Source organism: Peribacillus sp. NPDC056705 (genome assembly GCF_043656335.1).
This window is the reverse complement of record NZ_JBHTYI010000002.1, coordinates 105,398-128,938: the sequence shown is the minus strand read 5'-3', so window position 1 is coordinate 128,938 and position 23,541 is coordinate 105,398. Positions and strand designations below refer to the sequence as shown.

Annotated in this window: 24 protein-coding genes and 1 riboswitch; of the genes, 6 read left to right on the top strand and 18 right to left on the bottom strand. The window is 41.5% G+C overall.

What is annotated here, in order from left to right:
* The first annotated feature begins 28 nt into the window (after window positions 1-28).
* Complete coding sequence (locus ACFRAK_RS03030) at window positions 29-424, top strand: winged helix-turn-helix transcriptional regulator (protein WP_387600914.1); 396 nt, start codon at window positions 29-31, stop codon at window positions 422-424.
* Between the two features lie 712 nt (window positions 425-1,136).
* Here the strand turns inward: ACFRAK_RS03030 and ACFRAK_RS03025 are convergent.
* Genes ACFRAK_RS03025 through ACFRAK_RS03015 form a run of 3 tightly spaced genes read right to left on the bottom strand, consistent with a single transcriptional unit; the run spans window position 1,137 to window position 2,705 of the window.
* Window positions 1,137-1,622, bottom strand: a complete 486-nt coding sequence (locus ACFRAK_RS03025) for an SRPBCC family protein (RefSeq protein WP_387600911.1) — start codon at window positions 1,620-1,622, stop codon at window positions 1,137-1,139.
* Between the two features lie 14 nt (window positions 1,623-1,636).
* On the bottom strand, window positions 1,637-2,146 hold the full coding sequence (locus ACFRAK_RS03020) for a GNAT family N-acetyltransferase (protein ID WP_394571277.1): 510 nt from the start codon (window positions 2,144-2,146) through the stop codon (window positions 1,637-1,639).
* A gap of 40 nt (window positions 2,147-2,186) precedes the next feature.
* Window positions 2,187-2,705 carry a YfiT family bacillithiol transferase gene (locus ACFRAK_RS03015; RefSeq protein WP_387600905.1) on the bottom strand — a complete coding sequence of 173 codons (519 nt, stop codon included), beginning with the start codon at window positions 2,703-2,705 and terminating at the stop codon, window positions 2,187-2,189.
* A gap of 184 nt (window positions 2,706-2,889) precedes the next feature.
* On the opposite strand from ACFRAK_RS03015, the gene ACFRAK_RS03010 reads away from it, so the two are divergent.
* Window positions 2,890-4,035, top strand: a complete 1,146-nt coding sequence (locus ACFRAK_RS03010) for a GerAB/ArcD/ProY family transporter (RefSeq protein WP_394571276.1) — start codon at window positions 2,890-2,892, stop codon at window positions 4,033-4,035.
* Window positions 4,036-4,112: 77 nt separating this feature from the next.
* Here ACFRAK_RS03010 and ACFRAK_RS03005 read toward each other — a convergent pair whose 3' ends face one another.
* Complete coding sequence (locus ACFRAK_RS03005) at window positions 4,113-4,247, bottom strand: hypothetical protein (RefSeq protein WP_387707603.1); 135 nt, start codon at window positions 4,245-4,247, stop codon at window positions 4,113-4,115.
* Window positions 4,248-4,418: 171 nt separating this feature from the next.
* Between ACFRAK_RS03005 and ACFRAK_RS03000 the strand changes: the two genes are divergently transcribed.
* On the top strand, window positions 4,419-4,856 hold the full coding sequence (locus tag ACFRAK_RS03000; protein ID WP_387707601.1) for a GNAT family N-acetyltransferase: 438 nt from the start codon (window positions 4,419-4,421) through the stop codon (window positions 4,854-4,856).
* Window positions 4,857-4,916: 60 nt separating this feature from the next.
* On the opposite strand, the gene ACFRAK_RS02995 is transcribed toward ACFRAK_RS03000, so the two are convergent.
* On the bottom strand, window positions 4,917-5,201 hold the full coding sequence (locus ACFRAK_RS02995) for a transition state genes transcriptional regulator AbrB (protein WP_053536026.1): 285 nt from the start codon (window positions 5,199-5,201) through the stop codon (window positions 4,917-4,919).
* A gap of 503 nt (window positions 5,202-5,704) precedes the next feature.
* Between ACFRAK_RS02995 and ACFRAK_RS02990 the strand changes: the two genes are divergently transcribed.
* The 3 genes from ACFRAK_RS02990 (at window position 5,705) to ACFRAK_RS02980 (ending at window position 7,647) form a co-directional block, all read left to right on the top strand.
* Window positions 5,705-6,676: a DMT family transporter gene (locus ACFRAK_RS02990; RefSeq protein WP_387600892.1), complete on the top strand. Its 972-nt coding sequence runs from the start codon at window positions 5,705-5,707 to the stop codon at window positions 6,674-6,676.
* A 143-nt stretch (window positions 6,677-6,819) separates the two neighbouring features.
* Window positions 6,820-6,919: riboswitch (guanidine-I (ykkC/yxkD leader) on the top strand.
* A 72-nt stretch (window positions 6,920-6,991) separates the two neighbouring features.
* On the top strand, window positions 6,992-7,333 hold the full coding sequence (locus ACFRAK_RS02985; RefSeq protein WP_063232562.1) for a DMT family transporter: 342 nt from the start codon (window positions 6,992-6,994) through the stop codon (window positions 7,331-7,333).
* Window positions 7,333-7,647: a DMT family transporter gene (locus ACFRAK_RS02980; protein WP_192206196.1), complete on the top strand. Its 315-nt coding sequence runs from the start codon at window positions 7,333-7,335 to the stop codon at window positions 7,645-7,647. The genes ACFRAK_RS02985 and ACFRAK_RS02980 overlap by 1 nt, the downstream gene beginning before the upstream one ends.
* A 388-nt stretch (window positions 7,648-8,035) precedes the next feature.
* On the opposite strand, the gene ACFRAK_RS02975 is transcribed toward ACFRAK_RS02980, so the two are convergent.
* The 13 genes from ACFRAK_RS02975 to ACFRAK_RS02915 form a co-directional block, all read right to left on the bottom strand.
* Window positions 8,036-8,827, bottom strand: a complete 792-nt coding sequence (locus ACFRAK_RS02975; RefSeq protein WP_387600889.1) for a DUF817 domain-containing protein — start codon at window positions 8,825-8,827, stop codon at window positions 8,036-8,038.
* A gap of 73 nt (window positions 8,828-8,900) precedes the next feature.
* Window positions 8,901-9,122, bottom strand: a complete 222-nt coding sequence (locus ACFRAK_RS02970; RefSeq protein WP_387600886.1) for a helix-turn-helix domain-containing protein — start codon at window positions 9,120-9,122, stop codon at window positions 8,901-8,903.
* Between the two features lie 10 nt (window positions 9,123-9,132).
* Window positions 9,133-9,615: a DUF2975 domain-containing protein gene (locus ACFRAK_RS02965; RefSeq protein ID WP_342614346.1), complete on the bottom strand. Its 483-nt coding sequence runs from the start codon at window positions 9,613-9,615 to the stop codon at window positions 9,133-9,135.
* A 226-nt stretch (window positions 9,616-9,841) separates the two neighbouring features.
* Complete coding sequence (locus tag ACFRAK_RS02960; protein WP_394571275.1) at window positions 9,842-13,051, bottom strand: DEAD/DEAH box helicase; 3,210 nt, start codon at window positions 13,049-13,051, stop codon at window positions 9,842-9,844.
* Between the two features lie 189 nt (window positions 13,052-13,240).
* Window positions 13,241-13,474: a YczF family membrane protein gene (locus ACFRAK_RS02955; protein ID WP_387600877.1), complete on the bottom strand. Its 234-nt coding sequence runs from the start codon at window positions 13,472-13,474 to the stop codon at window positions 13,241-13,243.
* Window positions 13,475-13,492: 18 nt separating this feature from the next.
* Entirely contained in the window at window positions 13,493-14,611 is a 1,119-nt protein-coding gene (locus ACFRAK_RS02950) for a GerAB/ArcD/ProY family transporter (RefSeq protein WP_387600874.1), read from the bottom strand.
* 21 nt (window positions 14,612-14,632) lie between these two features.
* Window positions 14,633-15,856, bottom strand: coding sequence for a Ger(x)C family spore germination protein (locus ACFRAK_RS02945; protein WP_387600871.1), 1,224 nt, complete (start codon window positions 15,854-15,856; stop codon window positions 14,633-14,635).
* Window positions 15,846-17,483 (bottom strand): spore germination protein, encoded by a 1,638-nt coding sequence (locus ACFRAK_RS02940; RefSeq protein ID WP_387600868.1) that lies wholly within the window; start codon window positions 17,481-17,483, stop codon window positions 15,846-15,848. The genes ACFRAK_RS02945 and ACFRAK_RS02940 overlap by 11 nt, the downstream gene beginning before the upstream one ends.
* Before the next feature lie 178 nt (window positions 17,484-17,661).
* A complete protein-coding gene (locus ACFRAK_RS02935; protein WP_260285562.1) occupies window positions 17,662-18,273 on the bottom strand; it encodes a DedA family protein in 612 nt (203 codons plus the stop codon).
* A 79-nt stretch (window positions 18,274-18,352) separates the two neighbouring features.
* On the bottom strand, window positions 18,353-19,003 hold the full coding sequence (locus ACFRAK_RS02930) for a phosphatase PAP2 family protein (protein ID WP_387600863.1): 651 nt from the start codon (window positions 19,001-19,003) through the stop codon (window positions 18,353-18,355).
* A 523-nt stretch (window positions 19,004-19,526) separates the two neighbouring features.
* Window positions 19,527-20,765: a cytochrome P450 gene (locus ACFRAK_RS02925; protein ID WP_387601040.1), complete on the bottom strand. Its 1,239-nt coding sequence runs from the start codon at window positions 20,763-20,765 to the stop codon at window positions 19,527-19,529.
* Window positions 20,766-21,569: 804 nt separating this feature from the next.
* Window positions 21,570-21,752, bottom strand: a complete 183-nt coding sequence (locus ACFRAK_RS02920) for a DUF4083 family protein (protein ID WP_387600860.1) — start codon at window positions 21,750-21,752, stop codon at window positions 21,570-21,572.
* A 291-nt stretch (window positions 21,753-22,043) separates the two neighbouring features.
* The gene (locus ACFRAK_RS02915) at window positions 22,044-23,483 is read right to left on the bottom strand and encodes an amino acid permease (RefSeq protein WP_394571274.1); all 1,440 of its coding nucleotides are present in this window, start codon (window positions 23,481-23,483) and stop codon (window positions 22,044-22,046) included.
* Window positions 23,484-23,541 lie beyond the last annotated feature (58 nt).

Below are 23,541 nucleotides of genomic sequence, written 5' to 3'. Positions count from 1 at the left end.
TGGTAAAATTAAAAAGGAGTTATTGTCCATGTCAGAAACATTAAGAGATGAAATCAAAGAAAAGATCTTAAACGGCTATTATAATTGCGAAAAAGAACTTACTTTATCCATATTCAGCGGTAAATGGAAAATCGTCATTCTATGGCATTTAGGTGTAGAAGGCCCACACCGATTCAGTGATCTTCAAAGGCTTTTCCCAAAAATATCCCATAAAATCTTAACGAATCAATTACGTGAACTTATGGAAGACGGAGTCGTCCATCGGGAGGTATATCCCGAGATCCCTCCCAAAGTCGAATATTCCATGACTGACCTTGGAATGACCTTACTGCCAATCGTTGAAATGATGTATGAGTGGGGAAAAAACAGAATGAATGAAATTAAACAAGAAATGCATGCCAGTGAAAATGATACGAAAAAATAATGCATTCGTGTCCCGAAAAAAAGTCAGTTTTACAATTTTATGGAACAAAGGGCTCTAGCTTTCCGCGGGGCGGGCGGTGAGCCTCCTCGGCGTAAACGCCTGTGGGGTCTCACCTGTTCCGCTGCTCCCGCAGGAGTCTCGCACTTCCACTCCAATCAACCTTAAATAGTCCCGTTTTAAAAACAACACAACAATCTTAACAAAAAGAGCCTTATTTTAAGATTTGATAGAACACGATTCCCCCTTACATACTGTAGACCGAATATGACGGCCTCAGTTTTTAGACAATTCGAACCCCAGTTGATTTCAGAAATCCATTGGGGGTTTCAGTAAAAAACCTTAAGGATAATCTATATGGTCTGACTGCCTAGAAAAAGTGTGATATTCTTTTTCCAATTGTCCTTTACTTGTTTAATGATTTCATCTCTCAAACACCTTATTCTATTTCAATATTTTTTTCTTACTGCCCTAAAAAAACACAGGCTATCTGCCTGTGTTTAGCGTAAATGGATCAGAACCTATCTAAAAGTATAGGATATTACCTCCCACTGGTCTTCGGGTTGGTCAATATAATGGAGAACCAACCCTCTGACCTCCTTGGATAGGTAATGTATTTCCCTTCTATTTTAAAGTCAACTGGATGGCAAAACCAATTTCCAAAAAGTTACAGTCATAACATCACTTCGGTTTTATTTATTCACCTGCATTCCATTCATCCATCAAGTCGTTCGACGGCGGCCGTATATTCCTTATGCCATTTTTCCCATTCGTCCATCGGGAAGTCCTGATGATGACCATCCAGTAAATCACTCAACATTTCGAGGCAAACATGCCAGCCTGCCAAATCCTTTGATGTATGATCATTAACCGGCGTGATCGATTCTTTCAATACCAATGAGCATCCATCCTTTTCAGGGGATACCTCGAAACGAACCCAGCCGTCACCCCAATCAAAATCTAAAACGGCAGATTCCCGAAAATCCCTAATTTTCATATCAAAAGATTCCCCTGACCCATCATTGAAATTGAATTTGATGGTACCGCCTTTTCGAAGATCCTTCACTTCCAGGTTGGACATCCACTTTTCCACCTTATCATTCTCCGTTAAAGCACTCCATACCTTTTCCACCGAATGATTGAGCAGGCGATCGAATCTTGCAATAATCCCCTTACCCTGTTTTTCGATTACAGCTTGCATATAATTCACCCCATTCAATTCGTTTTTTTATAATAAAAAATGGTTGGATGGCATTCACCATTTGCAGATTTCGCATAATCAGGGATCCTGCCTGCCTGAATATATCCCAATGAAGTATACAGGGCGTTAGAAGGATCTCCCTCCCTTGTATCCAGGACCAATAATGTCCGTCCCTCCTGCTTGGCCTTCTTCTCAGCCTCCAGCATAAGTGAACGTCCTATTCCATTTCGCCTATAACCAGTATGTGTCATTAATTTTGCGATTTCCGCACGATGGCTGCCGTTTTGCTTTGAACATACATCTAACTGTACGCTCCCGACAATCTCACCCTGTATTTTAGCGACAAACAGAATCACATCAGGATTTAAGGCGCCACTCCAGTAATCAATGGCCTCAGACCGTTTCATGGGAGGTAAAAAACCAATGGACGCGCCATCTTCCACAACCTGCATCAAAAGAACCGAAAGTTCATTAAGGTGGCCGCGGAGTGATGTTAATTGTTCGATTTTCAACTCAGCATTCACAGTAACCACAACCTTTCAGGCGAAACGATCATGATCATATTCACCATCCCTGGCGCTTTGATAAAGAAGTAATATGGGCCAGATGATGGCGTCCGTGCCAAGCATAAATGCCTATATTTTCACCGACCGTCACCTCTCCTGAATCAGGATGGATGAATGTTCGGCCCATGTCGTCTGCATGAAGACCCGATAAAAGGTTGCACATCCGGATATGTATACTTTCGATTAGTGTTAGAGAAACTTCAATCGGCAAATCATAATCAGGCAGTTCTGCCCATTTCGCCTCTTCGTACGGTTTAATGACCGGACGTTCTTCCGTAAGGGCCCATTTGAAGCGAATATACGCATTCATATGACTATCGGCAACATGATGCACCACCTGGCGGACCGTCCATCCTCCAGGCCGATAAGCTGTATCAAGCCTTTCATCATCCATGTTACCTACCGCTTCCCGCAGCATCCGAGGCAAAGCTTCAATCTCGTTGATCCACCCCTCGGCCACATCACTAGTAATTTCCCCGTCAAACTGAAACGTTCCAACCGGGTATCTTAAATCCATCTTCCTTCCCCCTTGATGTTCAATATAAATAGCATCCAGTATATATTCTATATTCTTTATTTATTGAGACAAATCCTTTTTACCGGCCATTCTTTGTTTTGCAAGCCTGTTCATGCTTCCATTCCCGCAGGAGTATTAATCCACCCATTATCCCGTATCCACATTTAGCAACCATAACAAAGGAATGGCATTTGCATCATCCCAAACTTTAAACAATGGAAATGGGGATAGGATCATCTTGAAGAAAATCAGTTCGATACAAACTCTTAGCATCTTCTTTTTATCAATCGGCCTTCTTAATCATGTTATTTTGATCCCTTTCCTTCTATCCACCGGCGGAAGGGATTCTTGGTTTTTTTCTCTCCTTATTATTGGATTGATACCGGTTTGGGTCTATATATTATCGAGGATAATCAAGAATATGAATAATCGGTCCCTGACAAATTGGCTTGATAATAGATTTGGGAAACCTATTAAAAACATCGTTTTATTCTTTATCGTGATTTATCTGATCAGTCTTGTATTGGCAACAACCAAGGAAACGATTGATTGGATCACGACAACCTTTCTTTTTGAAACCCCAAGTTTAGCGATTATCATTCCGTTTACGCTGCTATGCATCTTTCTTGCCCACTCAGGTATGCACTCCATCGCCATTTGTTCTTCTGTATTATTGCCAATAGTCATCATACTTGGCATTTTCGTTGCGACCGGAAATATACCGACTAAAGACTATAGCCACCTCCTTCCCCTTTTCGAGAATGGCTATTTTCATGGTGTTAAGTCCTTGCAGTATTCTGGTTATGGTCTTGCCGAACTGATTTTAATCGCTTTTTTCCAGGAAAAGCTTACGGATAAGACCAGTTGGAAGGTATTGGTTTTCACATATCTCGGTTTATTGTTTCTACTGATGGGCCCATTAACAGCAGCACTCGCCGAATTCAGCCCGACCTTAGCCGAAGCCATGAGGTACCCTGCCTATGAACAGTGGCTGCTGACTATTGGAAAATATATTGAACATACAGATTTCTTTTCCATTTATCAATGGCTTGCTGGTGCCTATATCCGTGTTTCACTGGGATTATTCTTAATAACGGAAATCTTTAATAGGAAAACGGAAAAAATGAAGGTCGGAATTCTTTTCGCTGTCGGCTTTCTCATGGTTGTTATCTCCATCGTACCATTCAGTAATTTCAAAGAGACAAAATATTGGCAAAAGAATCATATAATTGAGCCGAAGGATTTCTTAGATAAAGATTCACTACATGATATAAACGTTAAGGTCCACATCCTTAATACAGGCGGTTTAGAAGCTAAACCACTCGAATAATGAAGGAAAGAGGAGTTGGTTTGTGATTTTTAGTGCACAATGAAATTTGATAATGTTACATTTACGAGTAAATCGGCTTAATTCACGAGTATCTGATCTAAACTCACGAGTAAATCGACCAATCTCACGAGTATTTGCTCTAATTTCACGAGTAAATCGACCAATCTCACGAGTATTTGCTCTAATTTCACGAATAAACGCTTATCATCCATGAGTTTACTGCTCAACTTTGGTATATTGCCCGCTTCATGATGAAATGAAATCAGGATGGTGCCTTTTTGGGCTCCATCCTGATTTTTGGCGCCGGAAAATGTGGCTTTGAATTTGGCGGGAAGCATGATTAAATGATAAATTTAGAGTATTCTAACAATTGGAGGTCCATTATGAGCATACAGAAGGCTACATTGCATGAGCTGGAATCACTGACCGAACTTTTTGATTTATACAGAGTGTTTTATGAGCAAGCATCCGATCCTGGTCGGGCAAGGGAGTTTTTAAGGGAAAGGCTGACGAATGGGGAGTCTGTGATTTTTATGTCCTATGATGAAGGAAATCCTATTGGTTTTGTACAATTATATCCTTCTTTTTCATCTGTGAGTATGATGCGGTCATGGGTATTGAATGATTTATTCGTGAAGGAGTCCGCCCGCAAAAAGGGTTTTGGCGAGGAGTTGTTGAACGCGGCCATCACTTTTGCACGCGAAGCAGGTGCCAAAGGGGTTTCACTGGAGACAGGCAAGGATAATGTAAACGCACAAAGACTTTATGAAAAAACTGGTTTCGTCCGTGAAACGAACCATTTTTATTATTTCACCATTTAATATAAAAAAGTGTAGGGAAAACCTTCCCTACACTTGGATGCTATATATCCAGTATATTAATTATTTAGCAGTTTCCATGCTGGCTTGAATTTCTTTAATAAGAAGTTCGGCACCTTCAGGACTAAGTATTAATTTACCATCAGCAAGTTTCATATTGTCATCGGAAACCTCACCTGTAACCTGGCAAGTCATGTTTGGTTTATATTTTTGAAGGATGATGCGCTCTTGTTCTACATAAATCTCCAGAGCGTCTTTCTCATTAATTCCTAATGTTCGGCGCAGTTCAATTGGAATGACTACCCGTCCTAATTCGTCAACTTTACGTACAATACCTGTAGATTTCATTTAATTTACCCCACTAACTTTCTTGCGAATGTTGCATTTAATATTTCGTCACCATTCGACATTATTTGCACTTTTATAAAGATACCACTCCCTACCATATTCGTCAATTCTCGTATCTTCATATATTATCTGCCTCTATATGATTTTTATATAAAATATTAGTAATCCCTTCATGATCCGCGTCATAACAACGTTTCTCGCTTGTTCAGATGGTACATTTTGTTAATTTAAATATTAAAATGGAAACGTCTTCATTTAACTCCAAAAGCCATTTCTTTCGTTCCGTGTCGAATCATGGAGAAGGAATTTCACTAGTTTCAAAGAATCCTGTTGATTTTCTATTGCTTTTGAAGGACAATTTAACTTGATCGCTTATAATATTCCGAAAATTCACATTCCACTTTTGACGCAGTGGATATTTCTTGAAAGTCGTTTAGAAAGACGAAACGATTGCCATGCTTCCAGAGTCTTTCTGACTCATAAAACAGATTGAGGTGAGTCAATTGCGTCCGATTATATTAGGTATTTGTTCCGCTTTCTTTTTTGCATTTACGTTTGTTTTAAATCAGGCAATGGAGTTATCTGGCGGAAGTTGGATATGGAGTGCTTCGCTGCGTTATATCTTTATGGTGCCTTTTCTGTTATGCATCGTGTTAAGCAGAAAAAATCTGCTTCCGCTTTTACGAGTGATGAGAGAAAAGCCGGGTCCTTGGCTGCTATGGAGTTTTGTCGGTTTTGGGTTATTTTATGCTCCCTTATGCTTTGCATCCGCCTACTCACCAGGCTGGCTAATTGCCGGCACTTGGCAAATCACGATCATTTCGGGTGCATTACTTGCGCCTCTGTTTTTTGAGAATGTCCAAACGAAAGATGGGCTCGAAAGGCAAAGAGGAAAGGTTTCTGTGAAAGGCCTCCTCATGTCCATGATCATCCTGCTTGGAATCATCCTGATGCAGCTGGAACATACCAAGCACATTTCAATGGCCAATCTTTGGCTGGGAGTGATTCCGATCGTCATCGCCTCGTTTGCATACCCTTTGGGAAATCGCAAAATGATGGAAGTTTCCGAAGGACGCCTGGATGCCTATCAGCGGGTATTGGGAATGACTTTGGCGAGTCTGCCATTCTGGTTTCTGCTTTCATTGTACGGTTTCTTTACAGTAGGGGCACCGACGAAGATGCAAAGTTTCCAATCCCTATTGGTGGCACTATTTTCTGGAGTCATCGCCACAGTCCTTTTTTTCAAGGCGACCGATTTGGTAAGCGGAAATATGCAGAAATTAGCTTCCGTAGAAGCTACACAATCGATGGAGGTCCTTTTTGCACTGGCTGGCGAATTACTATTCCTATCTTTACCGATTCCTTCTCCGTTATCGTGGTTCGGCATCCTTATCGTCATCATAGGAATGATCCTGCATAGCTATGTATCACATAAAAAAGAAGGTGCATCACGGAAACGGATAGTGAGTGCCTAAATAGCAAGTCAAAAAAAGCCCCGAACCTTATCGGGGCTTTTTCAACTTTTTATTGCGCAAAAAGCTCACCATCCATTTTTTTCATTAAACTTTAACCTTGAGTTAGTTCAAGAAGTATGTATAATGAAAGGTAATTGCATATGTCAAAGGTTTTCTAGGGTTCCGCAGTGCGTCTAGTGCTGGTCTGGTCCGAGAGAAAACTCACAGCATGCTGTGCCACGGAAGGATAAAAGCCTGGGAGAAACTGTTTAACGGTTATCTCTTGGGCTTTTTTTGTTTTTTTGGTAAAGAATAAAAACGGAGGTGCGGTATTTCATGAGCACAAACTGGATTAAAGTATTCATTGCAGCTTTTTTTGAAGTATTTTGGGTGATTGGCTTAAAACATGCGGATGACTTTTGGACTTGGTCTGGAACGGTCATTTCGATTATCATCAGTTTTTATTTGATGATAATGGCTGGCAGGAAGCTTCCTGTCGGAACGGTATATGCCGTTTTTGTCGGTATGGGGACGGCCGGGACCGTTTTTTCCGAAATCATTTTCTTTGGGGAATCCTTCAAGCTGAGCAAAACGCTATTGATCCTCCTCTTGTTATCAGGAGTGATCGGCTTGAAATTAGTGACTGATGATAAAGCTGAGAAAGGGGATGAATCTTAATGGCTTGGGTCTCTTTAATCTTAGCGGGGCTATTTGAAATGTTTGGGGTTGCGATGATAAATAAATTGCACAAAGACCGTAATTGGCAATCCTTGCTGCTGTTATTCATCGGATTCGGAGCAAGTTTCCTATTCCTTGCTTTTGCCATGAAAACCTTGCCGATGGGGACGGCTTATGCTATCTGGACAGGGATTGGCGCATCGGGCGGAGCGATAATCGGGATGCTCCTCTACGGGGAATCCAAAGATTGGCGAAGGGTCATTTTTATAGCCATGGTCCTTGGCGCAGCAGTGGGATTAAAACTTGTTTCATAGGAATGAGTAATGGTCGTTTTTCGTGGAAACTCTGAAGAAAAAAAAGGAATAGGTCATCACAATTCTTTATAAAAGATTTAGAAAATCAGAGACGGCACATATATGTTCATTATGTGCCTCTTTTCACCTAATTTGTTTTTCACGCGAAGGCCGAATTTCTTTTTATATGGCTCTTTTCGGAAAGATTGTTGTTTTTAAAAACGAAACGATTTAAGGTTGATTGGAACGCAAGTGCGAGACTCCTGCGGGAGCAGCGGGACAGGTGAGACCCCACAGGCGTTTACGCCGAGGAGGCTACCGCCCGCCCCGCGGAAAGCGGGCATCTGGAGGGGAAATCAACCACACCCCTTTACTTGGTAAATAGCAACAAAGTAGCGAAAACAGCCTTTTATAAAAATTGACTTGCATCCATCTTAGTGGAACTTTTCCCCTTAACTTGTTTTAGCGTCGCTACTATAAGAAAGCTAACAATCACTAATAAGAGCCATGAACTTACCTTCCCTAAATGAACGAGACTCCATGCATCGGTTTGGTTTGGATATTCCCAAGCTCCAAAGAACGTTGCGATATTTTCGGCTATCCATATAAAAAATCCGATGAGAACGAATGAAAGTGCGATTGGCATACGATAATGAGTTCCGCCAACCTCGTATGTGACCCATGATCGCCAAAAGACGATGATGACAAGTCCAGATAACCACCAACGAACATCAATCCAATAATGGTGGGTGAAAAAATTCAAATAAATCGCAGCAGCAAGGGATACAACGGCCAAAAACGGCGGCCACTTGACCAGTTCAACCTTTAACCTCCTCCACGCTTGGCAAAGATAACTCGCTACACTTGCGTACATGAATCCGCTATACAGCGGCACACCAAAAATTTTGAAATAGCCTTCCTCTGGATAAGTCCAGGAGCCCATATGTACCTTGAAAAGTTCAAGAGCAAGTCCAATAAGGTGGAACAGTGTGATGACCTTCAGTTCATCCTTTGTTTCAAGCCCGGAACGCACCATCCACCACTGCATCAGAAGGCAGATGATGAGCAGCCAGTCATACCGCGGCAGGAAGGGAAGCGGTATGAATTTTGTAATAGCCAAAGAGGCAAAAATAACGGCAGGGAACAAGCATGATAAAACCTGCTCCCAACCAAAACGAACGAGTTGTTTCAGTGCTCTCATGATTGGTGCCTCCATTTTTTTTAATGGTTAAGTGACTCCCCTTTGCTGAAGTCTTTCTTGTTCTTCCACTTTTTCAATCTTGAGTTCCTTCATCATTTCGGTATTCTAATATATCTCCGGGTTGACATTCTAAAGCTTTACAAATCGCCTCTAAAGTTGTTAATCGAATCGCTTTTGCCTTACCGTTTTTCAATATGGAAAGATTGGCCATCGTTATTCCAACCCTCTCGGAAAGTTCTGTAACACTCATTTTCCTTTTAGCCAGCATCACATCAATATTGATTATTATCGCCAAGTTATTCACCTCAGACTATTAAGTCATTTTCTGATTTTATATCGATGGCTTCTTGTAAAAGCCTTTGAAGGACAGCAGCAAAGACTGCAATCACCATTGAAGCAAAAATAACGACCATTCCGATCAATATGATACCTGGGGCGTCGTCCATTTCCGCTATGAGATAAAAGAGCGGCATGCCTACCACATACAAGCCACTGATTGTGATTGCACAATTTTTTATTGTCTTTAAAGCTCTTACAGATAATTCCGAGAAAGCTTTGTTCTTGTCAATATAACTTAAAAGTTTAAAGGCTTGATATAGAGCAAAGTAAAAAGGTATCGCCGATGCATACAAATCGATTAAAACGAGATATTTCAAATAAGTCATATCCGGATATAATTCTGCTGCAAAGTTCGCTATCTCAGGCACAAAAAAGATGCACAAAGCAAGAACAGGCAGTCCAATAAGAATGACAGCTATCTTTAAAAAGAGTGTTGTTCCTAGTTTCATAAAAAGCACCCCACTTATTTATTGTCCATTTAATTTATCATACGATTTATCGTTTTACAATAAAACATTGTTGTTTTATATTATATTATTATCGTTACCTAAATATCCTTTTCTTTTTAAAAAAGAAAAAAAGCATTCCTCATTATAAAGAAATGCTCATGACTAAACTATTCAATTCATAAATTGTTCCTGTCTGTTAAAAAGCTGTGTAACCGCATTCCCCTCCTTATATCATCAGGATTTCCCTGATATCCTCTTCTGTAAGGGCAGACGGCGACTTGTCCCCAGGGTCGATGATTTCTTCAATAAGGTTTCTCTTCTTCTCTTGAAGTTCATTCATTTTTTCTTCAATTGTGCCGCGGGCAATAAGTTTGATGACTTGAACCTCATTCTTCTGCCCCATTCGATGAGCACGGTCCGCAGCTTGTTCTTCAACTGCCGGATTCCACCAAAGGTCATATAGAATGACTGTATCGGCACCCGTCAGATTGAGACCCGTACCGCCCGCTTTCAATGAAATGAGGAATATATCCCGTTCTCCCGCATTAAACCGATAGCAGATTTCCACACGTTCCTTTGATGGAGTTTGCCCATCCAGGTAGAAAAAGGGTTGTCCTTTCATGGCCAGATCCCTGCCGATCATTTGAAGCATTTTTGTAAATTGCGAGAAAATCAGCACCCGTCTTCCAGAAAGCTTCGATTCCTCGACAATTTGCATCAGTTGCTCATATTTTGCTGAACCACCTTTATATCCGTCCACAAACAAGGCGGGGTGACAGCATATTTGCCGGAGCCGGGTCAAACCTGCGAGGATCCTGATCCGATTTTTCCGGAGGGTGTCCTTGTCCAGGTGTTTCAGCGTATCATGCCGCAGCTTCGCCAGGTAGGCGCCGTACAGTTTCTTCTGATCAGGGAGCAGTTCCATCGATTCCAAGGACTCGATTTTTTCCGGTAGTTCCGCCAGTACGTCCTCTTTCATTCTCCGCAGCAAAAATGGGCGGATCCTGCGGGAAATCTGCTTCCTTGAGAGGTTGCTGTACTCCTTTAACCCCATGAATAGTTCAGGGAATACGACGTGGAAAAGGGACCAGAGCTCTTCTAGTGAATTCTCGATGGGCGTACCAGTCAATGCGAAGCGATGTGCCGCTTTTATCTTCTTGGCCGCTCGTGCCGTTTGTGTCACTGGGTTCTTAAAGGCCTGTGCTTCATCAAAGAACACCGTATGGAAGTCCTCTTTTTCAAACGATGCGATGTCTTTCCGGAGCAATGGATAAGAGGTGATCACAACATCCACGTCACCTACTTCCTTAAGCAGCTTCGTCCTTTCCGTCTTGTCGCCATCCACGATGACGGCTTGGATATCAGGAGCGAATTTTGTGAATTCACTCAGCCAATTGTAGGTCAATGATGATGGGCAGACAATAAGCGCCGGAACCCTTTTCTTACGGATATCAGGAAGCTCGGATAAAATGAACGCGATGCTTTGCAATGTTTTTCCCAAACCCATATCATCAGCAAGAATCCCGCCAAAACCGTATTGGGCAAGTATTTTCATCCATTTGTAGCCGTTTTTTTGATACTCGCGCAAAATCGGGTCCAGACTATTTGGCACCTCGAACTCCAAAGCGCCCGGATACCTGATGTTATCCAAAAACTGCCGGAAGGATTCTTCCATTGTGAATGTCTGGCTGTCATTAACTGAATCAAGGAGCTGCAGCCCTTTTACGATTGGCATGTTCAGCCTGCTTTCCCAGTCTTCATCCTGTACGGGGAGTGCATGAAGAAACCGATTGATTTCCTCGTATTCTCTTGTTTCTAGGGAAAGCAGCGATCCATTCCTTAAACGATAGTATTTCCTCTTTTCTTCAAGCGCTGCTAAGACCTCACGTATTTGTTTATCTGGGATATCATCCATTTCAAATTTGAATTCGAGCCAATTAGTACGTTCCTTTTTCATTTTCACCCTAATGCGCGGTGCTGCATTCCCTCGGGAAATTCGGTTTCTTACAGCGGTCGTGGCATAGATTTGCACCAGCTTCTGGAGTTTCGGAACGATGTGGTACAAAAACTCATACTCCAACGCTTCGTTATGCAAGAAATAGCCGCCGTCCGTCTTGGCAAACTGGCTATCCTCCATCAGCTTTAGTATCTCCGCCTCCTTCTCTACATCCCTTATCACCTTGGATTCTTGTTTTTCCAAAGGGTTGATCACGATATTCCCATATTGGAATTCCAGTCCCGCAAGCAGCCTGTTTTTCACACGATCCAAGTATAGCTTCGCAACCAGCGGTATCTTCAAGAACAATTCAGTGATGGATCTTGCTATATGGACTTTACCGAGTCTTTTCAAACCTGGTACCACTTTGTCCATGAATAATTCCAGCTGGTCATGATGGATTGGAATTTGATTCATCCCCGAATCCTCCATCATTTGCTTTAACTCTGAAAGGCGTTGCAAATCCTCATTTTCGAGCTGAACCAATTTCCCTTCAAATAGAACCAATGTGTATGCATTCATGACAATCATCTCGTGCAGCCTTTTAATATTCAGTTGATAGCCTTTGACCTCGCTTTCAGTAAAGTCAAACTGTAAAGGAAGCGGTCCGTTTGATACACGAAAGCCATTGAATGTAAGGCCGCCATAGGCAAGCTTCACCGCTGGCGCCACTTCAAGGATGGGGACAAGCCTTCGAAAAGAAGATGGAGGCAAAAGTAATAAGTGATTGTCCAATGTGTATTCAGATTTATCAGTCAGGGCGTCAACATAGACTTTTTCATCCGATATCACTGTAATAAGCTCCTGAAGCACGGAATCATTTTCATTCTGAAAACAATGCAGCACCGGGTCATATATAAATGAAAGGGACACTTGGGCAGGCTCTCCTTCTTTAACTCGCTTCAGGAAATCCCGGACATTCGCCACATTGAAAGAACCGATTTTCATTTCCAGTCCTAACATATATTGATCCGTTCCCATCCATACCGGTTTACATGTAAATTCCGCTTCAAGCATCTTTCTTTTTTCAAAGTGGCGCTGATGACCGCTTTTGCGTACAGGCTGATTATTGAAAAGGGTCAGCAAACCCTCAGACAACTTCTTATTGGCTGAAATATCAGAACGAGATACATTAAGGCCATCAGGGATCGTTCCATCTCGCTGGTGATCGCAAACCGACAGCAGAACAGCTGCAATATGCTGACAATCCTTTTGGTAGGAAGCTAACGATGGACAACTGCATTTAGTCCGAAAACCACCGACAGAATCCACTTCAATCGAGACATGGAAATCTTCCATTCCTTTAACCGTTGCTTCACAACCATCAGGACGGAAACTTTCAAATGTCACTTTATTGGCTCGATAAAAAGCTTCCCCTCTTTTGAAGGAGACGGCCCCGCACATGTCTTTTATGATTTTTTGATTTAATTTGATATCCAAATTGCCGTCCTCCCTCCTGAGGTTTTTTTGTTAATTGATTTTACATTCCGCTAAAAAATAAAGCTCATTTAATCATCATACTATGAAATGGGTATACGAGGTTGCAAAAAAGCAAAAAGACAAACTCTCTCATTCAATTCAATATTTGAATGAGGGAATTTATCTTTAGTTCAGCAACGAATTGCAACTTTATTGTTGCCCTTTGACTTTGTTGCCTTTCTTTTTTTTTCGATAAATGAAGCTGAACAATAAAGCCACAAGAAGAACAAGAAATAGGATTAGTTCAGCCGGGTCTTTCACCAAAAAAGGGTTCAAGGCATGCTTTATTGAATTATCCAAATCAAATCCTAAAAGAATATCCATACCTAAAGAAAAGGCCACTAATGGAATGAGCATCAAAACCGTAATACCGAAGATTTTCATTTTTCATCTATTCCCCTTTTAGGAACTTATTTTGGTGCTGGCCTTGCTTCTTTTTCGATTCTTAAAAAAGGCAATGATCAAGAGAAGCATCGGGATGATCACTTGAAATGGGAGGTGGATATAGATCGGAACGGCGTCTAATCCTTCTTGGATATGTTCCGAATAGTTGCTTGCGATTACAATGGAAATCAGTAAAATGACAATGCCTACGGGGTAAGCAAGTCTGGAGGGCTGTTTAACATTGAAAACATTCGCCGTACCCGTTACCGCTGCATAGGTAAATATACTTACCTTGATGAACCCGCCAATCATCAGCTTCACTAAAAAATAAACATCGAGGCGTTCGAGAAAGCCAGCGATCTCAATGGACTGAATTTGTGAAAGCAGAGGATATTGCGAACGAGTTGTAAGATCCACTCCAAGTACCGCTACGTTCATAGCCATTGTAAACGCGAGAAAAATACCGCCTGCAACCAAACCCCCGCTCCCAATTTTTTTCAGTCGCTGAGGTTCTTTCAAATAAGGAAAAATCATTAAAAAGACAATGATTTCGCCAAATGGAAAGTATATGGTTTCAGTAAAGGCCATTTTCATCATCTCCGCCCCACTGATTTCGAAAACGGGCTTTAAGTTGTTTAAATGGATCATGCCTGAAACGACTACCAGAAAAACGAATGTCAGGAAAAGTAAATTCTCCAAGACAAAAAATATTTCACCCGTCCTTGCCATTACCTCTATCCCTTTACGAACCGTAAATACCGTTACCAAAATGAATGTTGCATTAGCAAAAAATAATGGAACATGAGGATAGGCAAAAGTAAGCAGCGTCTCCCCGAAATCCCTCAGCACCCTTGCAGCGAGATATACAAAATAAAGAATGTATAAAAAGGCTACTATCCTTCCTAAGAAGTTCCCCAATATACTTCTTACAAAATCAGTTAACAGCTGATCAGGGTAGTATTGAAAAAGGCCATAATAAACGGAAAATAATAAAAAACCGCCTATCATCGCAATAAGAATGACTAGCCAAGCATCCTGTTTAGCATCTCCTGCAAGAGGAACCAATAGAGCACTGCCCATTTCAAACAGGAAAATAAGGACGAACAGCTGATAGCCGCTAATTTTTGCCTTTTCCATGAGGATGCCACTTCCTTCCCATTATTGATCACCCTTTTTAATATTTGAAAGATACGGCTTATTACGTAATCCTGTGCGGCGAACGAAAGTCTTTACCTGTACCTGTGCCTCCAGCTTAGAAAAAGTAGCATCATCCCAATCCTTTTCTAACTTCTTCCATACTTTTGGATGGGATTCATGCATGATTTCACCAATTCCAAAAATATCGGATTTATTTTTTTGAGCACGACCGATTGCACTTTCCATCTCCTTTTTTAAATCTTTTGCCAATTCCTTTTCAATGTCTATCAGAACGTGCGGACTTCCAAGGTTCACAGGAACATTCGCTTCGCGAATATCTCCTTCTGCATAGACTTTTATAAATACCTTTGGTTTACCATTTTCCATTTTTACCGAAACATTGGTTTTTTGGCGAATCACTTTATAGGTTATTGCGTCTTTTTTGCCCTTCCAATCAATGTTCAGGTTTGTATTTTCAATCCTATCCATTACCCACATTGAGCCTATTGCCATGTCACCATCCAACCAGTCAATCAATTTTCCATCTTTAAAAACACCTATACCAGCTGCCTTTGGGTTTGCCTTAATATCCGAAGACTGAGTGTTCTCCATTGTGTCTGCTTTCCCTTTCTGGCCCTTCACGGTAAAACCACTTATTACCGGTTCTTTTCCGGTACTTACAAGATTCTTGATCACTTCTTGAAGATTCATATTGACACTTCCACCTTGCTGTTTTTCCGTAGATTCAATTGTCCTGATGATTTTTTCCGCTGTTACTTTATCGATTGCCGTCAGCGTTTCGACTATTTCCCTTGCTTTTACACCACGGGCAATCACGATCCTCGTAGTCGCCCTAAATTCAGGGGAACGTTCAAAGGCATCAAAAATCGCGTTGATGCCCTCTTCTTTTGCTATTTCCTCACCTATGACAATCAGGTTTGCATGGGCAAAATACATATCCCTTGAAATTTCGTTTGAAGCATTACTATCCATTTCCAATATATTATCTCCGCTGGCCCTATAAATGGAGATGGGTGGATTTGTTCCGCCGCCTCCTTGAAGAGCTCCCGCAACATTGCTTGGATTAATGGTTTGAAACGTTGCCACTAATTTCCCTTCTTTATTTTTATCGATTCCCACTGCCGCAACGATGGCCATTTCGTTTAACTCTTTTTTATCCCAACAGCCGGAGGTGAATGTAGTGCCGATCAACATCAAGAGCAGGACTAATCTTTTACGATTCATTGCCTTCACCTTTTTTCTGGTCAGAAGTTTTCATTCCACGCGATTCAGGAGGCAGAGGTCTTTGATTATCGCCTTCCCTTATCAGATTATTTTTGTTGGTTAATAACTTTGGCCTCTCTTTAAACGCCCACATCGGTCTTCTGAAGAATGTGTCGCCTAACCCTGCCGGATTCAGAGGGGCCAGCGGTGTCATATAAGGAACTCCAAGTGAACGAAGGCTGCATAAATGGACAATAAGGACAATAAAGGCTAAAATCATGCCATAAAAACCTAAAACACCGGCACAAATGATAAATCCAAACCGCACTATACGGGCGGAAATGGCTATTGCATAAGATGGGGTAGCAAAACTGGCAATCGCCGTGATCGAAACGATGATGACCATTGCCGGCGATACGACGCCAGCCTGGACTGCCGCCTGCCCAATCACCAATGCTCCGACAATGGACATGGTCGAACCAACAGCCTTTGGCATCCGAAGGCTTGCTTCCCTTAATATTTCAAAGGTCATTTCCATGAGAAGCGCTTCAACGACGGCCGGCAATGGTACCGTTTCCCTTTGGGCCGCAACGATGATCAGCAGCTTCGTTGGGATCATTTCCTGATGAAAAGTCGTGGCTGCAACATAGACAGCCGGTCCGACTATGGAAATAATGAAAACGATGATCCGTAAAAAGCGTGTGGCTGAAGCAATATCGAAGCGATTATAGTAATCTTCGACAGATTGGAAAAACTGGACGAATAAGGCCGGTGCCACCAAGACAAAAGGCGTTCCATTAACGAATATAGCCACTCTTCCTTCCAGTAGGTTCCCTGCGACCATATCCGGCCGTTCTGTATGATTAAGGGTTGGGAATGGGGTCATGACCTGGTCTTCTATCAATTGTTCAATATATCCTGATTCAAGAATGCTATCGATGTTAATTCGATTTAAGCGCTTCTTGACCTCCTCAACAATCCCTTCTATGACAATTCCATTTATATACATGATGGAAACATCCGTTTTTGTCACCGTCCCAATTTTCATCGACTCTACCCATAAATCCGGGGTATTGATGATCCGGCGTAACATGGCGATGTTCGTTCCATTCGATTCCGTAAACCCTTCTCTTGATCCCCGGACAGTCAAATGCGTGCTTGGCTCCTGAATCGAGCGCTGTTCTCCTCCTCTTGTACTGGCAACCAGGGCGATGTTTATTCCATCAACCAAAATGATGCTGTCCCCTGATAATAAGGACAAAAACAATTTTTCCCAATCCTTGACAGTTTCTACACCACCGAGGGAAACCACGTCTTCAGAGATTATATCCAATGCTTCTTGTGGAAGCATTTTTTCTGATAGATGAGGATTTTTCATGATTGACTCAATTAAAAAGTCCGTGACGCTTGGATTATCAACCAGGCCTTGCACATACAAGATTGTTGTTTTCATCTCCGGATTTTGACCGATTTTCAACGTACGGATGATGATGTCCGGACTGTTTCCCGTCCTTTTCTTCACAATTTCCAGATTGGCAGAAATGGAACTTTCAATATAATCAGGCGTTTTGCTTTTGGATTGATTGTCATCTTCCTTTTTCTTTTCACGTTGCTTCACTTGTCTCTTTTGTTTGAAAAAAGAAGCCATAGCACCGAACCTCATTCCTTTTTCGTTTCACTCATTTTGTCCAAAGCACTTCCCCTTTATTCTGAGTTCAGCCGCCTTCTCCATAAGAAAAAGGCTGTCGCAATGACAGCCTTTGGTTTTCATTTTCGGTTATGTAATGAAGGTGCCGACTCTAACGGCCCAATCAACTAAACTGAAATTATACTTTGCCTTTATTCCTTCTTAAAATCAAAACAACGAAAATAATGAATAACAAGGCCAATATCGCATAAACGATATTTGAATAAATGTCCATATACCCTACAATATCTTCCCACGAAGATCCAACAGCTGCACCGATATTCACTAAAATGATGTTCCAAATCAGTGTTCCGGCTGTTGTGTAAAGCAGAAAGAGCCAAAAACTCATATGGGACATGCCAGCCGGAATCGAAATCAGGCTTCTGATCAGCGGAACCAATCTGCAGAAAAACACGGTCCATGACCCGTACTTGTCAAACCATGAATTCGCCTTATGGACGTCCGATACCGTTAATCTAAGAATATGGCCCCATCTTTCCACGAACTTTTCAATGACCTTCACATCTAGAAGTAAACCAATTCCATAAAGGACGACTGCCCCTGCCACTGACCCTATAGTCGATGCGATCACGACACCCATGATCGTCATGTTCGCTGTAGTCGTCATGAAACCGCCAAAAGTAAGAATGACCTCAGACGGGATCGGCGGAAAAATATTTTCCAATGCTATCAATAGAAAGATACCCATATATCCAAAATCATTCATGAATTCCGTAATCCAGTTTTCCAATTAATACGCTCCTAACTTTCTTGAATCAACAGCTGACTTACCTGCCGGCTGCTTATCTTGTATAACCTTGCTTCCTTTATTAACGATCTTTGTTCTTCCGCCGGTCTTGATACCTTTGGAAAAACCAAATGGAAATCGCAATCCAACAACCACCTGCCAAATATCCGGCAATGATATCACTAGGATAATGGACCCCTAAATATATTCGGCTTATACCGATCGAGAGGATCATCATCATGCTGAACAGAATCAATAGAATCCTCGCCCACCTAGCCGTAATGTGACGCCAAAGCAGAAACGTGAGAATACCGTATAAAGAGAATGCATTCATGGCATGTCCACTGGGGAAACTGTACCCCCCTATTTCGATGAGCCGATGTAAATCGGGCCGGGCGCGTTGAAAGAATAGCTTAACAATCAAATTGAGAAGAGGTGAACCAATCATGACTGCAGTGAATAGGACTAGTTCCAAACGATGCTTCAAAACCCTATATAAGAAAAACAAAATGACCAAGGAAAGGATGAGTATGGAAACGGTTGAACCTATGTAGGTAAAGAACTTCATGATGTCCGTCAGAAGGGGAGATTCCATTCCTTGCACCAAGGAAATCACATCTTGATCAAATTTCAGGTATTCATTTGCACTTATGGTAAATGCCATGAAACTGAACCCGATCAAAGAAAGTACACTTATTATAAAGGCAATGGTTAATTGCTGCTTTAATTTCATAATAACATCCTTTCACTTTTTAAAACCGTTTCATTTGGAAATTTCCATTTTACCATATCTTCATCATTGCATGGTTTAACGTAAATGCTTGATCGCCAGTCAACCTAATTCGCGGTACATGCCTGGGCACAAAATTCGTTACTTTATCATACTACCCTATTCGTCATTGTCACCTCAACTTCAGGTTACTATAACATTTCATGCCGACCGTTTCAGGAAGTGACAGGAACCTGTATGCCATGCGTCCCTACTAAAAAGAAAAGGCTGTTTTCGCATACTTTGTTGCTATTGTAAAGCGGTTGGTTGATTTCCCCACCAGATGCTCGCTTTCCGCGGGGCGGGCGGTGAGCCTCCTCGGCGTAAACGCCTGTGGGATCTCACCTGTCCCGCTGCTCCCGCAGGAGTCTCGCACTTGCGCTCCAATCAACCTTAAATCGTTTAGTTTTTTAAAAACAACAATCTTTACGAAAAGAGCCAAAGAAAAAAACCTTATGCAGGTTAGTGCACAAGGTTTTTTCGTTTTTTAAACTGTAGGGAACGCCCTAAGCGGCAGTGATGTCAAAGTTTGCCCGGTTGCTGAATCGGTAAGTTTCTCTTCCAGCTGGAATGATGGCACCGCTTCAATATGCTTGAATTTCTTCAGGAATGCAGTAAGCGCAATCTTTGCTTCGAGTCTGGCCAACGGCGCTCCCAGGCAGAAATGAGGGCCATTTCCGAAGGTAAGATGTTTCTTATTATTAGGGCGGTGGATATTAAGGGTGAAAGGATCTTCAAACATCTCTTCGTCCAAATTGGCTGCACTCATCCAAACAACAACGTTATCCCCTTCTTTCAATTCCACTCCCAATAGATCGTTATCTTCCTTTACGGTGCGATCCAATTTAATAAGATTGAATCGGAAACGGAGCATTTCTTCGACCGCCTGCGGAACCAGATCCAGGTTTTCATGTAACTCTCGATAAACCTCTTTGTCATCGTATAGCAGCGAATAAAAGCTATTGGCCAGTAAATGACTTGTTGTCTCGACCCCCGCTCCTAAAATCAGCATGGTCGTCCGGACAACCTCATCATCCGTAAACATTTCCCCATCCACTTCAGACTTCAATAGATCTGAAATGATATCATCCGCCGGGTTCAATCGTTTTTGCACAACAATCGGATACAAATACTGATAGTATTCTTTTGCTGCCACTTGCTTCAATTCATTTACTTCTTCTTGTTTTTCTTTATCAAACGGAAGGAATAAGATATCCACCCATTTCTTAAACAATAAACGATCTTTCGAGGGAACGCCCATCAAATCCGACATGACAATGATTGGAAGAGGACTCGCCAATGATTGCACAATATCAATCTCCGTTTCCTCATCCATTTCTCCGATCAATTCATCAGCAATCTCCTGAATGCGAGGTTCCCAGTTTTGAAGACTTCTAGGTGTGAATGCTGCGGCAAGCAGTGAACGGCGTTTTCTATGCTCAGGTGGATCAGCTTCAGTGATTTGGATCTTTTCAGGAATGGAACCTTCATCACTATCCGCTCCAACCGAAATGGTAGTCCGTTTCCGAACACTTGAAAAATGTTTATAATCACTGAGAACCCGCTTCACATCTTCATATTTAAAAACATTCCACGTATCCGTTCCTTGGTGATAACTTACGGGGTCATTTTCTAGCATCTGTTTACACCAAGCGTACGGACTAAATTCCTCCGTCCGTGTTTTAAACCTAGTAATTTCTTTTACTGCAATAACTTCTTTCATGATACCGACTCCTCCCACTTCTCAAAAGTTACCTAACAAAAGGATCGGATGTTCAGCTTTCTCCATCTCCGCCGATTTGTTATAGGGTCGAGCATTCCTGGTAGACTTTTTCACCGAATCCTTAAATACACATCTATTCCATTATAGGGTAAAACACCGCAACAAACCATGCATCTTCCATACCAGCAGCCGTACATGAAATTTGCACCACGATCCCAACACCCCTATGTAAAACTGCTTATTTTTTACAATTCACTTTCTTTTTCTATTTTTTTATGTCTCTCCATTGATGCTCAAAATCCAATCCTCTTTTTCAAATTCTGAGACAGTGCTTTTCACTAAGTTATTTCACTATAGATTTTTTATAATTGCCGGAGTTTGAACCAGAATGCCTCCACTGCATAGAAAAAACAGCTGCAACATGCAGCTGTCCAGTTTGTTAAACCCTTACTGAATTGAAGAAATTTGTGACACTCCTGCCGAATAACTGGCTAGCCGAGACCTGCTAGATGCTTGCTTTGGTGAGGCTTGGCAGGCAGTCAGCGGAAAGGAAGCGGCTTTCTGAAATCAACTGGAACTTTTTTGGGGGTTTGTAAATCTGATCCGAGATTTCCACTCCAGGCACTCGCTTTCCGCGGGCGGTCCGGGAGCCTCCTCGACGCTCGTCTGCGGGGTCTCCCTTGGACACGCTTTTCCCGCAGGAGTCTCGTACCTTCCGTTCCAATCAACTGGAATTTTTTCGAATTAAAAAACTGCAGGAAAACTCGCTTTTCTTCGAGTTTTCCTGCAGTATGAACGATGCCGCCGTCAATTTTTACCTCTTTTAATCAGTTCCTGTAAATCATCCATTTTCTTTTCCATGATATCCAGTCTGGTTTTACGTTGCTTCATGGAACGGAAAAGAGATATGGTCCCAACGATGATCAGGATTAGAAATACAAGGCAAAACAATTGGTATATCATATCCGCAATATTAAAACCACTACTCACTATGTAATCCCCCTAAATGGCATTCTCAATATTCTATTATACACCAGGAAAAATGAACAATTTAACCTTTTTAAGGGGAATAGAGAATTAACTGTCACTTTTTTTATGTTCCAAAAATTCCATCGTATATTGAATGTAGCTCTTTACAATATCATTTCATGACCAGCCTTTATGCCAAACAAACCCAACAGTTCTTGAGCAGTACGGTTCAATGATCTTCAATTTTGCCGTTTATATATGAAGAAACTTGTTTGCACTTGAGCCATATTATCTGTTATTTATCGTTCACTTTTAACTTTTATTGATTAATCGCACCTTTTCATACTCCTCATGAACTGATGACCCAACATCTTTCTTTCCGCGTTTTTGCAAAAATAAAATATATATCAAATGAAAAGCAATGGCTACTGGAACACCAATATAAATAGTCAATTTAGTTCCTTCGTCAAATACTAAACTTATTAATACAACTAGATTAAAGACAAATGCCAAGATAGGAACTAAAGGGTAAAGTGGGGTCCGAAATTTTAGATCACTAACTTTTCCTCCTTCAGCTACATATCGTCTGCGGAAAAAATACTGTGATGCCGCAATACTCATCCAAGCCAACATGGATGCCATTCCTGCTACAGAAAGGATCCAGGTATAAATCGTTTCAGCCGCTACTTTTGAAACCAGAATGGACACACAGGAGATTCCCATACTAGCCGTTAAAGCAAGTAAAGGCACACCTTGTTTGGTTAACTTTTGAAAGGATCTCGGTGCCATCTTAGAACTAGAAAGAGAGTATAACATCCTGGTTGTAGTATAAAGACCAGAGTTAGCAACAGATAGTAATGAGGTAATAATGACAAAATTCATAATATCGGCTGCAAATGGTATACCGATGTTATCTAGTGCTGTGACAAACGGGCTGGCAGCTGGCTGGATTTGTTGCCAAGGAACTATAGAAACAACGATGATTATTGACAAAACAAAGAATAATATTATTCGGTAAGCAGTTTGGTTTATGGCCTTAGGGATCGTCTTCTCGGGATTTTCACTTTCACCAGAAGCAATTCCTATAAGTTCCGTACCGCCTAATGAATAATTAACAGCCATCATAGCAATAACTACTGCAAACATTCCATTAGGAAAGAAGCCAAATTCTGTTAAGTGTGTAAAATAAGGAGCCGCTGGTTCACCCTCAATTGGTACAATACCAAAAATGACGGCTAACCCAATAAAGATAAAAGAGATTATAGCGATTACCTTGATACTCGCAAACCAGAATTCCGTTTCAGCAAAACTGCGTGCAGAAAGGGCATTTACAGAAAATAGTACAATTCCTGCAATTAACGACCAGATCCATGGAGAAATATCAGGGAACCATCTTTGCATCAGCGAACCTATAATGATAATTTCATAGGCTACGGTAGAAGACCACCCAATCCAATAAATCCACCCAACTGTAAAGCCTGTCGATGGATGAATGTATTTAGTCGCATAAGCTTGGAAAGATCCGGATACTGGCATTTCCACTGTCAATTCCCCTAAGCACAACATAACTAAATACATAATAAGTCCGCCCATCATATAGGCTAAAACTGCGCCTATAGGGCCTGCCTGACTAATCGTAAAACCTGAAGCGTTGAAAAACCCTGCACCGATTACACCACCTAAAGCAATCATAAATAAATGGCGACTTTTCATTACCCTTTTGAGACCTTGTTCATTATCTAATTCAGCCATAATACCCTCCTAAATTAAATCAGCCGTTTTATGCTGAACTAATTATTTCATTTTCATT

Excerpts from the sequence above, each read along its gene's own strand:
- ACFRAK_RS03030 (WP_387600914.1), top strand. The coding sequence starts at position 29 with ATGTCAGAAACATTAAGAGATGAAATCAAAGAAAAGATCTTAAACGGC.
- ACFRAK_RS03025 (WP_387600911.1), bottom strand. The coding sequence starts at position 1,622 with ATGCAAGCTGTAATCGAAAAACAGGGTAAGGGGATTATTGCAAGATTC.
- ACFRAK_RS03015 (WP_387600905.1), bottom strand. The coding sequence starts at position 2,705 with ATGGATTTAAGATACCCGGTTGGAACGTTTCAGTTTGACGGGGAAATT.
- ACFRAK_RS03010 (WP_394571276.1), top strand. The coding sequence starts at position 2,890 with ATGGCATTTGCATCATCCCAAACTTTAAACAATGGAAATGGGGATAGG.
- ACFRAK_RS03005 (WP_387707603.1), bottom strand. The coding sequence starts at position 4,247 with ATGGATGATAAGCGTTTATTCGTGAAATTAGAGCAAATACTCGTGAGA.
- ACFRAK_RS03000 (WP_387707601.1), top strand. The coding sequence starts at position 4,419 with ATGAGCATACAGAAGGCTACATTGCATGAGCTGGAATCACTGACCGAA.
- ACFRAK_RS02995 (WP_053536026.1), bottom strand. The coding sequence starts at position 5,201 with ATGAAATCTACAGGTATTGTACGTAAAGTTGACGAATTAGGACGGGTA.
- ACFRAK_RS02985 (WP_063232562.1), top strand. The coding sequence starts at position 6,992 with ATGAGCACAAACTGGATTAAAGTATTCATTGCAGCTTTTTTTGAAGTA.
- ACFRAK_RS02980 (WP_192206196.1), top strand. The coding sequence starts at position 7,333 with ATGGCTTGGGTCTCTTTAATCTTAGCGGGGCTATTTGAAATGTTTGGG.
- ACFRAK_RS02975 (WP_387600889.1), bottom strand. The coding sequence starts at position 8,827 with ATGAGAGCACTGAAACAACTCGTTCGTTTTGGTTGGGAGCAGGTTTTA.
- ACFRAK_RS02965 (WP_342614346.1), bottom strand. The coding sequence starts at position 9,615 with ATGAAACTAGGAACAACACTCTTTTTAAAGATAGCTGTCATTCTTATT.
- ACFRAK_RS02955 (WP_387600877.1), bottom strand. The coding sequence starts at position 13,474 with ATGAAAATCTTCGGTATTACGGTTTTGATGCTCATTCCATTAGTGGCC.
- ACFRAK_RS02950 (WP_387600874.1), bottom strand. The coding sequence starts at position 14,611 with ATGGAAAAGGCAAAAATTAGCGGCTATCAGCTGTTCGTCCTTATTTTC.
- ACFRAK_RS02945 (WP_387600871.1), bottom strand. The coding sequence starts at position 15,856 with ATGAATCGTAAAAGATTAGTCCTGCTCTTGATGTTGATCGGCACTACA.
- ACFRAK_RS02940 (WP_387600868.1), bottom strand. The coding sequence starts at position 17,483 with ATGGCTTCTTTTTTCAAACAAAAGAGACAAGTGAAGCAACGTGAAAAG.
- ACFRAK_RS02930 (WP_387600863.1), bottom strand. The coding sequence starts at position 19,003 with ATGAAATTAAAGCAGCAATTAACCATTGCCTTTATAATAAGTGTACTT.
- ACFRAK_RS02915 (WP_394571274.1), bottom strand. The coding sequence starts at position 23,483 with ATGGCTGAATTAGATAATGAACAAGGTCTCAAAAGGGTAATGAAAAGT.